This window comes from Citrobacter sp. MGH110 (assembly GCF_001037515.1).
Lineage (GTDB): Bacteria > Pseudomonadota > Gammaproteobacteria > Enterobacterales > Enterobacteriaceae > Citrobacter > Citrobacter portucalensis.
The window spans coordinates 1,238,584-1,251,705 of the sequence record NZ_KQ089830.1 but is presented as its reverse complement, the minus strand read 5'-3'; the positions used below and the strand labels follow the sequence as shown (position 1 = coordinate 1,251,705).

The 13,122-nt window shown below is 51.5% G+C and carries 12 protein-coding genes; 7 read left to right on the top strand and 5 right to left on the bottom strand.

The window, feature by feature from the left end; genetic code table 11:
* Positions 1-10 precede the first annotated feature (10 nt).
* The 4 genes from SK38_RS05935 (at position 11) to SK38_RS05920 (ending at position 4,880) form a co-directional block, all read left to right on the top strand.
* A complete protein-coding gene (locus SK38_RS05935; RefSeq protein WP_048235372.1) occupies positions 11-1,750 on the top strand; it encodes a type I secretion system permease/ATPase in 1,740 nt (579 codons plus the stop codon).
* Positions 1,750-3,078 carry an HlyD family type I secretion periplasmic adaptor subunit gene (locus SK38_RS05930; protein ID WP_197089503.1) on the top strand — a complete coding sequence of 443 codons (1,329 nt, stop codon included), beginning with the start codon at positions 1,750-1,752 and terminating at the stop codon, positions 3,076-3,078. Before SK38_RS05935 ends, SK38_RS05930 begins: the two co-directional genes overlap by 1 nt.
* 134 nt (positions 3,079-3,212) lie before the next feature.
* Positions 3,213-3,500 carry a VF530 family protein gene (locus SK38_RS05925; RefSeq protein ID WP_048235370.1) on the top strand — a complete coding sequence of 96 codons (288 nt, stop codon included), beginning with the start codon at positions 3,213-3,215 and terminating at the stop codon, positions 3,498-3,500.
* Positions 3,501-3,512: 12 nt separating this feature from the next.
* A complete protein-coding gene (locus tag SK38_RS05920; protein ID WP_048235369.1) occupies positions 3,513-4,880 on the top strand; it encodes a glycoside hydrolase family 10-like protein in 1,368 nt (455 codons plus the stop codon).
* Here SK38_RS05920 and SK38_RS05915 read toward each other — a convergent pair.
* From SK38_RS05915 to hdeB, 5 genes are all read right to left on the bottom strand, one after another.
* On the bottom strand, positions 4,877-5,395 hold the full coding sequence (locus SK38_RS05915; RefSeq protein WP_008784779.1) for a hypothetical protein: 519 nt from the start codon (positions 5,393-5,395) through the stop codon (positions 4,877-4,879). The genes SK38_RS05920 and SK38_RS05915 overlap by 4 nt on opposite strands.
* Before the next feature lie 54 nt (positions 5,396-5,449).
* Complete coding sequence (locus SK38_RS05910; RefSeq protein WP_048235368.1) at positions 5,450-6,721, bottom strand: type II toxin-antitoxin system HipA family toxin; 1,272 nt, start codon at positions 6,719-6,721, stop codon at positions 5,450-5,452.
* Positions 6,714-7,028: a helix-turn-helix domain-containing protein gene (locus SK38_RS05905; protein ID WP_032943458.1), complete on the bottom strand. Its 315-nt coding sequence runs from the start codon at positions 7,026-7,028 to the stop codon at positions 6,714-6,716. Before SK38_RS05905 ends, SK38_RS05910 begins: the two co-directional genes overlap by 8 nt.
* A gap of 179 nt (positions 7,029-7,207) precedes the next feature.
* Positions 7,208-9,151 carry a methyl-accepting chemotaxis protein gene (locus tag SK38_RS05900; RefSeq protein WP_048235367.1) on the bottom strand — a complete coding sequence of 648 codons (1,944 nt, stop codon included), beginning with the start codon at positions 9,149-9,151 and terminating at the stop codon, positions 7,208-7,210.
* A gap of 155 nt (positions 9,152-9,306) precedes the next feature.
* Positions 9,307-9,636, bottom strand: a complete 330-nt coding sequence (gene hdeB, locus SK38_RS05895) for an acid-activated periplasmic chaperone HdeB (RefSeq protein WP_003019999.1) — start codon at positions 9,634-9,636, stop codon at positions 9,307-9,309.
* A 401-nt stretch (positions 9,637-10,037) separates the two neighbouring features.
* Between hdeB and SK38_RS05890 the strand changes: the two genes are divergently transcribed.
* The 3 genes from SK38_RS05890 to SK38_RS05880 are packed head-to-tail and all read left to right on the top strand — an operon-like array spanning position 10,038 to position 13,084.
* Positions 10,038-10,904: a MurR/RpiR family transcriptional regulator gene (locus SK38_RS05890; RefSeq protein WP_048214192.1), complete on the top strand. Its 867-nt coding sequence runs from the start codon at positions 10,038-10,040 to the stop codon at positions 10,902-10,904.
* A 14-nt stretch (positions 10,905-10,918) separates the two neighbouring features.
* A complete protein-coding gene (gene ddpX / locus SK38_RS05885; RefSeq protein WP_008784783.1) occupies positions 10,919-11,506 on the top strand; it encodes a D-alanyl-D-alanine dipeptidase in 588 nt (195 codons plus the stop codon).
* Positions 11,507-11,521: 15 nt separating this feature from the next.
* Positions 11,522-13,084 (top strand): ABC transporter substrate-binding protein, encoded by a 1,563-nt coding sequence (locus SK38_RS05880; protein ID WP_048235366.1) that lies wholly within the window; start codon positions 11,522-11,524, stop codon positions 13,082-13,084.
* The last annotated feature ends 38 nt before the right edge of the window (positions 13,085-13,122 follow it).

The window sequence follows — 13,122 nt, the reverse complement described above, 5'->3', positions numbered from 1 at the left end:
GGAGAAGACTATGTCGCGCCAGCATACGCCAACAGAACTGAATGATGCATTAAAGGGAACGAAGCCCACTTTTCTGATGCTGTTGTTTTTTAGTTGTGTGATTAATATGCTTATGCTGGCGCCGGCAATTTATATGCTACAGGTTTACGACCGTGTGCTGGTCAGTAAAAATACCACCACGCTGTTAATGTTGACCTTATTAATTGTCGGCTTGTACATCGTTATTGCCATGATTGAATCTGCCCGCGCGCAGGTTATGGTCAGACTTGGCAACCGGCTTGATATAAAGCTAAGCCAGTTGGTCTTTAACGCAGCCTTTAAAAGAAAGATGGTTACCGGCGATAACAACCCGGCGCAATCTTTAGCCGAACTGGATCAGGTTCGTCAGTTTCTTTCCGGGAATAGTCTGTTCGCCTTACTGGATATTCCCTGGACGCCGATATATCTGTTCATCGCCTTTTTGGTCCATCCCCTGCTGGGATACCTTTCTCTCGGCGGAATAACGTTATTATTCATTCTGACGCTGGTATCTGAAATCTCTACCAAGCGCCCGATTCAGCAAGCGCACGCCTTAACCATTAACAATGCCAGCAAACTGAATAAACAGCTGCAAAACGCCGATGCCATTGAGGCGATGGGTATGCTCTCGCCCCTGAAGTCCAACTGGCAGGAGCAACATAACAAAGTGCTGGCGCTACAAACGCAGATTGCCGACAAAACGGCCGGGTTAAGCAGCCTCAGCCGCTTTGTGCGGGTGTTGCTGCAATCTATTGCGCTGGGTGCCGGGGCTTTACTGGTGATCGGAGGCCATATTACTCCGGGCTTGATGATCGCCGCCTCGATCATTCTTGGCCGCGTCCTCAACCCGGTAGAACAAGTTATTGGCAGCTGGAAGCAGTTCGTGCAGTTTCGTAGCGCGTGGCATCAGCTCTCAACCTTGCTGAAGGAGTATCCGGCACCGAAAGAGGTACTGACCCTGCCGCGTCCGAACGGCAACATCAGCGTCGAAAGCGTCTTCGCCGCAGCCCCCGGCCAGCCTTCCCCGCTACTGCGTAATATCTCATTCCAGCTGGAGCAAGGTGAAGTCCTGGGGATTATCGGCCCCTCAGCCTCAGGGAAAACCTCGCTGGCAAAGGTTCTGGTTGGCGTATGGAAACCGCTATCAGGGAAAGTCAGATTAGACGGCGCAGATATTTGTCAGTGGGATAAAGCGCTGCTGGGCCCATCTATTGGCTATCTGCCGCAGGATGTGGAACTGTTTGACGGTACCATCGCGCAAAACATTGCCCGCTTCGCGCAGAATGACAGTGAGCTTATCGTCGCCGCCGCATTACTGGCAGGCGTTCATGAGATGATCCTGCGCTTGCCGCAAGGTTATGACACGCTGTTGGGCGCAGGCGGATACCAGCTCTCCGGCGGGCAGCGGCAGCGCATCGGACTGGCACGCGCCGTGTATAACAATCCTGCGTTCATCGTGCTTGATGAACCGAATGCTAATCTTGACGACGCGGGCGAATTTGCACTCGTTAAAGCCATCAATACCCTGCGTACACAGGGACAAACTACCGTCATTATCTCACACCGCCCGACGCTGCTCGGCGTGGTCAATAAGGTTTTGCTGCTTAACGATGGCGCCATACAGGAGTTTGGTACCCGCGATCAGGTTTTTGCCCATTTGCGTCAGGCCAACGTACTGAAACCGGTGGCTACGCCTTCTCCATCCACTACTGAACAGCAACGTGAGGCCTGATGATGAAAAAGAATCCCCACAATACGGCATCTGCTGGCGTAGATACCAATATCTGGTCGCCGATTATCCGGGGCGCGATCGTCATTGTGCTTGGTGTCGGTAGTTTTATCCTCTGGGCAGTGCAAGCTCCGTTAGATGCGGGCGTGGTCGCTGATGGTACGGTAACCGTATCGAGTAACCGCAAAACCATTCAGCATCTGAGCGGCGGTCGGGTAACGGATATCTTTATCAAAGAAGGCGACTTCGTGAAGAAAAATCAGGTTCTCGTCCGGTTGGATAAAATGCAGCTCGAAATGCGTTTTAGCGCGTTAAATGCCCAGTATATTTCTGCAAAAAGTATCGAAGATCGTCTGTTGGCAGAACGCGATGGCCTGGAAGCGATCCGCTTTAATACGACGCTGACGCAGCAATTCTCAGGCAATAAACGGCTGACAGAAGTCAGAAATCTGCAGGCCAAGCTTTTCGATACGCGTCGCAAAACGATTCAGGACGAACTGTCGATGATTGAGGAGACGCTCGATGGTCTGGTTGGGCAAACGGATAATCTCAATAAAATAAAAGGCTATCGCGACCACCAGTTTTCTCTGATTAACCGGGAGTTGGGGGCTATTCGCGCGCTGAGCGAAAAGAATTATTACCCCAAAGCGCAATTACTGGTGCTGGAGCGCGAGGCGGCTGAAATATCTGGCAGCGTTTCAGAAGATATTCTTAATATTGCTAAACTGAAATCGCAGCAAAACGAATTAAAAATTAAAGCCTACCAGGTGCGTCATCAATATTTACGTGAAGTTGAGTCTGAACTGACGGAAAACCAAAAAGAAGTGGCAATGCTGGAGGATGAACTGGTGTCCACCCGTCACGAGCTGGATAACACCGAGATCCGCTCACCGATTAACGGTATCGTGCTGGATGTTAAAGTCAGTACCGTGGGCGGCGTCATTCAACCCGGCGAACATCTTATGGATATTGTCGCCGCCGGACAACCCATGCAAATTGATGCCAAAATACCCGTGCATGCCATTGATAAACTGGTCCCCGGCTTAACCGTTGATGTGCTTTTCCCTGCCCTTAACCATGCCCTGTTGCCGTCGGTTCCGGCCCGGGTTCTGACTATCTCGGCGGACCGCTTAATTGATGAAACCACTCAGCAGCCTTACTACCTTGCGGAAGTACAGGTTTCAGCAGAGGGCGCGCGTTTGCTGGGCGATTACAAAATTAAAGCGGGAATGCCTGCCAGCGTGACGATCAAGACCGGTGAACGAACCCTGATGAGTTACCTGTTTAAACCGTTGATTGCCCGTCTGGAACTGGCTTTTAAAGAGTATTGAGCCATCCATTGCCGGTATGGCGTACGGCTTGTCGCGCCATACCGCTTTCTGCCGTTGCTGGCAGCTTTGCTTTCTTGTAACCTTCTTCCCGTCACACTACTGACAAAATCTGGAACCACTGAACTGGACTTCATATGAATGCTCATATTTCTAAAGACCCTTTACATGGCGTAACGCTTGAAATGCAGGTCAATGCCCTGGTTGAACGTTATGGTTGGGCTGAACTGGCGCAACACATTAATATCAACTGCTTTAAAAATGAACCGAGCGTTAAATCCAGTCTGAAGTTTCTGCGCCGTACGCCGTGGGCGCGGGCAGAAGTTGAAGCGCTGTACCTTGATTCGCTGCATGACCTGGCCTCAAACAACACCCCCGAACCGGCCTTCGATCCCTGGGCTAACAGCCGCAATAAAAAGAAATAAGAGCAAAATCAGATGGCAGCATCCGGTTTCTTTTCAGGAAATTATCAGAAAAAACTGGCGAATATTCTCGCCCGTTCTCGTGCCAGACTACCGCTGACCAACATGAAATGGTTTGCTGTACTTGTGGGCAGTATGTTGTTACTTGGCAGCTGTTCTTCACAACCGCCCGGCCCCAAAACCACTCCGCTACCTCCGGTGAGCAAACCACAGCAGAGCAAGGAGCCAGTGCGCGGGATCTGGCTGGCCACGGTTTCTCGTCTTGACTGGCCGCCTATCTCATCCGTGAACATCAGTTCGCCTGCCGTACGCATCAGCCTGCAGCAAAAAGCGCTGACGGATAAGCTGGACAACCTGAAACGGCTTGGTATTAACACCGTTTTTTTCCAGGTTAAGCCCGATGGGACCGCATTGTGGAAGTCAAAGATCCTACCGTGGTCAGATACCCTGACCGGTACGATTGGCCAGGATCCGGGTTACGATCCGCTGCAGTTTATGCTCGATGAAGCGCATAAACGCGGAATGAAAGTTCATGCCTGGCTTAACCCCTACCGCGTGTCCGTAAACACCAAACCTTCGACGGTCACTGAGTTAAACAGCACTCTGTCACAGACACCGTCCAGCGTATACGTCCTGCATCGGGACTGGATCCGCACTGCGGGCGAGCGTTTTGTGTTAGACCCCGGTATTCCCGACGTGCGCGACTGGATCACCAGCATCGTGGCGGAAGTGGTTGAGAATTACCCGGTTGACGGCGTGCAGTTTGATGATTACTTCTATACCGAATCTCCCGGCTCTGCGCTCAACGACAGCCAGACCTTCAGAAGATACGGCCAGGGATTCGCCTCCAAGGCTGACTGGCGTCGCGATAACACGCAACGGCTGATTGCCCAGGTTTCGCGGACCATCAAGAAACTCAAGCCTGAGGTTGAATTCGGCGTCAGTCCTGCGGGCGTGTGGCGCAACCGTTCGCACGATCCAGCGGGCTCCGACACGCGCGGCGCGGCAGCGTATGATGAGTCGTATGCAGACACCCGCCGTTGGGTGCAACTAGGTTTGCTGGATTACATTGCACCGCAACTCTACTGGCCTTTTGCCCGCGACGCAGCGCGTTACGATGTACTGGCAAAATGGTGGGCAGATGTCGTGAAATCAACCAACACCCGCCTCTACATTGGTGTAGCGCTGTATAAAGTTGGTGAACCATCGAGAAAAGAGCCAGACTGGACGGTAAAAGGCGGTGTGCCGGAACTGAAAAAGCAGCTCGATTTAAACGAATCCGAACCGTACATCAACGGCACGATCCTGTTTCGCGAAGATTATCTTAATCAACCGCAAACGCAGGAAGCCGTGACCTATATTCGTAATCGTTGGGGACGTTAATAGTTGTCCTGAGTGGGAAGTCTGAGCCAGACGCTCACGTAGCGGGTAAATTTCCCCACAAAAACGCCGGCGAACATGCCGCCTGTAATGATAGCCAGAGCGCTCATTGCGGGTTGACGTAAAACGTCGGGAGCAGTGGCGTTAAGTACGCCAAGAACGTACTTAACGCCAAATGCCAGCAGCATAAATGGCAATGCGGAATAATCTGCCGGACGATGAATACTCCGCGGTGCGCTACTGCGGCTCAAACGGTCTGGGTTAATTAATATGTAGCCAATTATCGCGCCGCTGATAATACCTATCGTCCACTGGATATAGGTAATGAGGGTCGGGTCGCGATAAGTGATTAAATCGTAGATATCCCAGAACAGAAAAATAGCCGGGATCAGCGCCAGCTTTTCCAGCGTGACGGTGGCGGGTGTTCTGGCTTTAATCCCTCTGTAAAGTAGAAAGGCAAACAGCAGATACACCCAAACTGGCGTGTGTTCCAGCATACCCAAGACAAATTCAGCCATAACATTGCCCCGCTCAGATTTAATTCTTCGCTAAGTGTAGCGGCTGTATCTGCGTTACCGGGACATTAACCGACGGACATTATCATCAATTTGTTTCTGAATCGTCTTCAGCGTGGATTGCGTTATCTGATCGGGGTATTTGTCCCTGGCGATAGCGCTCAATGCCGTGGCAAAGTGACAGACTTTTTCGATTATGCCGTTCACATGGTCAGCAGATAACTCAGCTTCCTGAACGCCAAGCGACTGAAGGTGCTTTCTTTCGATATCCAGCGCCTCTCCCTGCACGTCCATTTGGTGATACCCGCCAGGCCCTTCGCACCAGGTGACATCGTAAGCCGGAGCCAGAGTCCAGTCTCCATCAGCTGACATTAAATAGGCAAAATTCTTCGGATGATCGTCGCGGTTGTTAAATGCCACGTTGAAAACCACGCGTTCGAACGCTTTTGCCTTTTCTCTGACATCATTGGTACAAATCTGCGTGGCGCGCAGAAAATCCCGGTAGTCTAAAGCGCCGGGTATCTGGTAATTTGCCCCGGTAAGTGCCGCCAGGCTCTGCATAGGAATTCGTGTCGACTGGTCACGGTCGAAACGGCGAGTGGCAAATGCCGCCTGTCCGCCGGGCAGATTGAAATACGCCGTATCAGGCGTGGTTATCCCACATTGGCGCAAGCATTCAGCATAAACCGCTTCGATGGCACATACCTCAGCATGCTCATGCCTGGCGGGAAATTTTATCAGCCAGCTTTCGCTCCCGGGTAGCGGCGCCGTGGTGAATTTAGACGTGACAGTGTCACGATAAAGTAACGCCTTAGGCCTTGCTCCCTGTGGCGAACCGCCCATCTGGAGTAGTTTTTGCAAGAATTCCCCGCCTTCGCCGCTCAGGACTTCCTGAACCTCAGCGGCCAGTTGTGCGAGAGGAACATCCTCTTTTGACAGCGTCTCGGCATCTGACTGAACGGGCTGGAATGTCATGGCGCCCATCGCGTTGTTGCCGACCCAGGTTAAGCGCTCCAATGGACCAATGCGTGCTGCGTTGAGCCCGCGGCGTTTAAATAGTCGGTCCATCAACAGCATACCCCAGCCGTCAGGTAGCGAATCATAGACTGGCCCAGGTAATCCCAGCTGATGAGCCGGGAAATCCCTGCGTAAACGGGGACCGTTCAGCGGTAACATCAGTCGGGACAGTTCCAGCCCCTTACGTAAGGCCTCTTCACTGTATTCAAAGGCGATCAACGGACGTCCGGTCAGGGCTGTGGAAGACACCAGTTTGCCCCACAGCCATTTCTCACCCCAGCCTTCATAGAAGACATCAACTTGCTCAGGCATCAGAATTTTTCCTTTTGATCCGCTGACGTGCCGCGCTCTTTTCGTAACGCAAAATATCATCCAGACTATCAATCCTGGGTTTGAATAACCCCTCCAGTGCATCGCCATAGCCTAACACCATCGCGACTTTGACCAGATTCTCAAATCCTACATTTTTCCCCGCTTCCAGATTCGACACGGTATTCACACCGACCCCTGAACGCGCGGCAACATCAGCCTGCGTCATTTGCCGGGCGAGTCGTTCTTTACGCAATCTGTCGCAAAGTAGTTTGACGATATCGGCTGCAGTATTTAGCGTTAAATCCATAATATCGGCTCTTATTGGGATAAAAACGACTTTACACCCAATATTATAGAGTTAAGTGGGGAATGATTCAAAACCTTATAAGACACAATAAAAAGGAGTTAAACCGGAAAATCTTGCTTAAGGGACATTATACTGGAGTTATCCGGGCACAAGGTCTGCACCCGGAAATGATGCCGTTATCAGGCAACGGAAGGCTCAGGTAGTCTGAATGACGAAACCAGCATTGCCAGTTGTTCCGCCTCCTCTTTCAGCGCCTGCGTCCGTGCTGCGGCATCATCAATTAATGAGGCGTTTTGCTGAACGGTGCTGTCCATCTCGGTAACGGCCAGCGTAACTTCGGAAACGCCCTTACGTTGTTCTTCACCCGCAACGCGTATTTCCCCCATCAACTGGCGCACCTGACGCACATTGTTGACCAGTTCTCCCAGACGCTCACCGGCATTGTGAATTTGCTGACTTCCGCTACCAACATGAGAAACGGATTCATCAATCAACGTTTTAATTTCCTGGGCGGCGGTGGCACTGCGCTGAGCCAGCGTGCGCACTTCGGAGGCCACGACGGCAAACCCTCTGCCAGCATCGCCCGCTCTGGCGGCTTCAACCGCGGCATTCAGGGCGAGAATATTGGTCTGGAACGCAATGCTGTCGATGACCGCGACAATTTCCACCATTCTGCCGGATGAGGCGCTGACGTTATCCATTGTTGAGATCACGCCCTGCATCACATCGCCGCAGCGGTTGGCCGTTTGCGCGGTGCTATCGGATAGCTCATCCGCCAGTTGTGTATTACTGGCGTTTTGATGAACGGTCGCATTTAACTGCTCCATGGCCGCCGAACTCTCTTCCAGCGCAGCGGCCTGCTGCGTTACGCGAGATGAAAGCTCCATATTACTGTCAGCCAGGCTAACGGCGTTATTCGCTACCACTGTGCTACTGCTTCTGACGGTGATCAGGATGGCCGAGATTTTATCGACGAACAGGTTAAACGCCTCGGCGATAGCCGAAATCTCGTCTTTGCCACGAACATCCAGACGACGGGTAAGATCGCCTTCTCCCTGCGCGATGTCATCAAGTGCCTGACGGGTATCATCAAGACGTGAAATCAGTCGACGAACCACCAGCCATGATCCCACCAGCAACAGCGTCATGATAGGGATCAATACTTCCAGAACGTCCTGCATCATCACTTTGGCAAGACCGACAATACGAGATTCCGGTGTTGCAAGTCCTACGACCCAGCCGGTATCTGGCATCGGGAACAGCATTACTTGTGACGCGGTATTCAGGACGTTGTCGTTTGTCAGCGTGATAGTCTTCACCCCATCTGTCGGGCGCAAAGATTTCAGACCGTTTTGCACCGGGATTAGCCACTGCGCGCTTTGCGCCAAATCGTTAATGGTTTTATATTTTGCCAGGTCGGCCTGCGGGAAATAGAGAATTTGTCCCTGCTTGTCTACCACAAACGCGTAACCACCGGTGCTGTTTCCCTGCTGCTGCATGAAGGTAGCGACGTTATCCAGACGGATATCAGTGGTAGCGACACCGGCAAACTTGCCCGCCTGTTGATAAGGCACGCTGCATGTCACCATGTTGACGCCTGAACTGGCATCCTGGTAAACGTCAGACCATAAACAGCTGTTTTGTGAATGGCCTTTGGCCAGTTGATACCAGCTTTCATTGTGGTATCCACTCGATCCTTCGACGTTATAATCATTGGAATACACCAGCTTTCCTTCAGCATTACGCGCCCAGAAAAAGCTTCTTTTCTCCACACCTGGGGTGAAGGCGTCTGGTTCTGGCCAGATGCCGCCGCCGGTTATAATCGAGTCTTTACCTTCACCAATAAGATGCGGAACAACGCTTTGGTACAGTGATTCATCGTTAGGCAACACTTCAGCCAATCGCGACAGGCTGACGGTCTCACCTTCAATTCGGGACAATACGGTACTCAACTGACGGGTTAAACCTTGCCCTGTTTCTTCGATCAGAGCTGTGTTGATTTCAACGACGCGCGGCTGACCGCGCCAGAGCATAATCACCACGATAACAAGGGTCGTTACTGCAAGCAGCAGAATGCCGCCGATGGTTAAACGCGTTGAAATACGAGTAGGATACCAGGCCATACAAACTCCTTCTGCAAAAGGCTAACTTTTATCCAGTATCGGCACAGGCGTTTATATCTTTATAAAGTTTTCTTAAGTATCACAAAACAAATTAGTGACAGCGTCACAAATAACAAAACCCAGCACTTTGGCTGGGTTTTAATAACGGTTTAATCTTATTTAGATAATTCTTTTTTGATTTCGTCTTTTATTTTACTTAATTCACTCTGCGGATGTTTCTTACAAAGTTCAACGGTCAGAGGAACTGCAGTCGTAACGGTTTCGTTATAGTCGACGTAGTCACCACCTTTGAAGTCTTCGTCTTCATTGAGCACCCAGAAGGCCACCGGAGCCATAGTTTGTGGGTTCAAATCAATAAACTCCTGGCAGTTCATACCTTTCGGAGTCACTTCAGTTTTAGCGTTATCTGTTGCTGCATTGACGCTGACACTGGTTAACAGCGCTGCGACCAGAATACCTGCTGTAGAAAGGGAGAATTTATTCATTGTAGTACTCCATTTATAATATAAATAATATCTACACTTGCGCTTAACACCGTTAATGTAGCTCGCGAAAAATAATACCCCTACCGTCATAAGAATAAAGATTGCTGTTATTGATATGGCTGAAATTTATATTTCCCATTACTGATTCTTATGTCTGAGGGATAAATGTTGCCCACAATGTGATCGTTCCGACGAAATCAGCAGATTCATACCCCTCTTCCTCTACCGTTGCACCAAAACTGAACTACGCTGCACAAATGTTGATCATTGGTTAATGAATATCGGTTGGCTTTTAACAAAAACAGCCGGCGTGCAGCTGTTACGCACATGGCACGCGTCCTGCATTGTTAATTCGCTAACAGAAATACGGTATCTGACAGGCAACTAACAGCGAGAAGGTAATGACAGCCAAACCAGAGTTATTTACCCGCATAGAGCAAACCTTTAGCCAGCTGACGCCCAGCGAAAAGCGCGTGGCCGGGTGGCTGTTAGCCCATGCTGTGCAGATCCCATTTGAAACCGCAGATGGCATCGCCAAAGCAACCGGAACCAGCGGCATTACCGTCGGACGTTATCTGCGTAAACTGGGTTTTCGTAACCTGGAGGATGCAAAAGCCAGTCTGCGTGAACTGCCCGTTGTTCCGTATCAGCCCTGGGGAATGAATGAACGACTGGACTCCTGGCACCAGCAACAAAGCCTGCCGGATCGGGCACAGCAGTCGCTGTTGCTGGAGATCGACGCTATTACCCACGTCTACCAGCTCGCACAAGGCGAAACGTTTTTACGCATTGCACAGCAGCTGGCGCATGCGGAAGCCGTATACATCCTCGGGATCCAGTCCACCCGCGGGATCGCCAACGCCTTTTTTAGTCACCTGGAATACCTGCGACCTAAAGTCAGCTACTCCGAAGGCCTGTCCGGCAGTTGGGTTGAGTCGCTGAACTCGGGATTCAGCCAGCCTTACGTGGTTATTACCGATATGCGCGCCTACTCCGCTATTTCGCGACAATATTGCCGTGTCGCCACAGAGCGCTGTATTCCGCTGGCGCTCATTACCGATGTGTGGTGCCCATGGGCCAGGGATTATTCCATTGATTTACTTCAGGTAAAAACTGACACCGGGCATTTCTGGGACTCACTGGCACCGGTGAGCTGTCTGTTCAACTTATTACTTTCTGCGGTGGTGGCGCAACTGGGTGACGCCCTCGCAGGACGCCTGCAAACCAATCGCCAGTTACAACAACAATTTGGTCAATTCGAACAATAAACAGGAAACGTGCTATGTCAGAACTCCCAGAACTGGTCGATCTGTCGGTGATATTTCCGTCGCTGCATATCGATCTTAAATACGCTACTGCCGATAACATTACCGGCGCACCTATCTACCGGGAAGCGCGTTGTCTGTTGCACACTGAGGCGGTAACCGCGCTGGCTAAAAGCATCAGCATTGCGCAACTGGCCGGCCTGCAGCTTGTGGTGTACGACGCGTATCGCCCCCAGCAGGCGCAGGCGATACTGTGGAATGCCTGTCCCGACCCGCAGTATGTTGTCGATGTCGCAATTGGTTCCAATCACAGTCGCGGAACGGCCATTGACGTTACGTTGATGGACGATCGCGGCCATCTCCTTGATATGGGGGCCGGTTTTGATGAAATGCACGACCGTTCCCATGCCTGGCACCCGTCTGTACCTCCGGCAGCGCAGCGTAACCGCCTGCTGCTCAATGCCATTATGTTTGGCGGTGGTTTTGTCGGTATTAACAGTGAATGGTGGCATTTTGAATTACCTGATGCCGCCCGTTACCCGCTGCTTGACGATCAAATAGATTGTTACACTGTCACGTCCATAACAACACAACATCCCCTTTAATTCTGGAGCCTGGTTATGAAGACTACACCTGCGTTAAACGCGTTTTTCCGCCCCGCTCTGATAGCCGTTGCGTTAGCATTTGCCCTGCCCGCCGCACAGGCTGCCGTTCCCAAAGATATGTTGGTGATTGGTAAAGCCGCCGATCCGCAGACGCTCGACCCCGCCGTGACCATCGATAACAATGACTGGACGGTTACCTATCCCTCTTACCAGCGGTTGGTTCAATACAAAACCGACGGAGGTAAAGGATCCACGGAAGTTGAAGGTGATTTAGCCAGCGGCTGGAAAGCCTCTGACGATCAGAAAGAGTGGACGTTTACCCTGAAAAACGATGCCAAATTCGCCGACGGAACGCCGGTAACGGCAGATGCGGTAAAGCAATCCTTTGAACGTTTGCTCAAAATTGGTCAGGGGCCTGCGGAGGCTTTCCCAAAAGATCTGAAGGTCGACGTCATTGATAACAACACGGTGAAATTTACTCTCAGCCAGCCGTTTGCCCCGTTTCTGTATACGCTGGCAAATGACGGTGCCTCAATCATTAACCCGGCCATCTTAAAAGAGCATGCCGCAGACGATGCCCGCGGATTCCTGGCGCAGAACACGGCGGGCTCTGGTCCCTTCATGCTGAAGAGCTGGCAAAAGGGACAACAACTGGTGCTGGTGCCGAACCCGCATTATGCCGGGGCGAAACCGACATTTAAGCGTGTCTCAGTCAAAATCATTGGTGAAAGCGCCTCCCGTCGCCTGCAACTGTCACGTGGTGATATCGACATTGCCGATGCGCTTCCTGTTGACCAGCTTGCCGCTTTAAAACAGGAAGGCAAAGTGAACGTGGCGGATTATCCCTCATTGCGCGTGACCTATCTGTATCTCAACAACAGTAAAGCGCCGCTCAATCAGGTGGATTTACGCCGCGCCATCTCGTGGGCCACCGATTATAAAGGCATGGTCAACGGGATCCTGAGCGGCAACGGGAAGCAAATGCGTGGCCCGATCCCTGAAGGCATGTGGGGTTTTGACGACAAGGCCATGCAGTACAGCTTTGATGAAGCCAAAGCCAAAGCAGCGTGGGACAAAGTTGCCACCAAACCTGAAAGCCTGAACTTCCTGTACTCCGATAATGACCCTAACTGGGAACCTATCGCGCTCGCCACCCAGGCAAGCCTTGGCAAACTGGGCATTAAGGTGAAACTGGAAAAACTGGCAAACGCCACCATGCGTGACCGCGTGGGCAAAGGTGATTACGACATTGCCATTGGCAACTGGAGTCCGGATTTTGCCGACCCGTACATGTTTATGAACTACTGGTTTGAGTCAGATAAGAAAGGCTTGCCGGGTAACCGTTCGTTCTATGAAAACGGTGAGGTCGATAAACTGCTGCGCAGCGCGCTGGCCACGACCGATCAGGTGGCCAGAACCAATGACTACCAGCAGGCACAAACCATCGTGATTGATGAAGCGGCCTACGTCTATTTATTCCAGAAAAACTATCAGTTGGCGATGAACAAAGACGTCAAAGGATTTGTATTCAACCCCATGCTGGAACAGGTCTTCAATATCTCCACCATGAGTAAATAAGCCACGTTTATGCGGAGCCGCTCTGGCTCCGCAAGGGG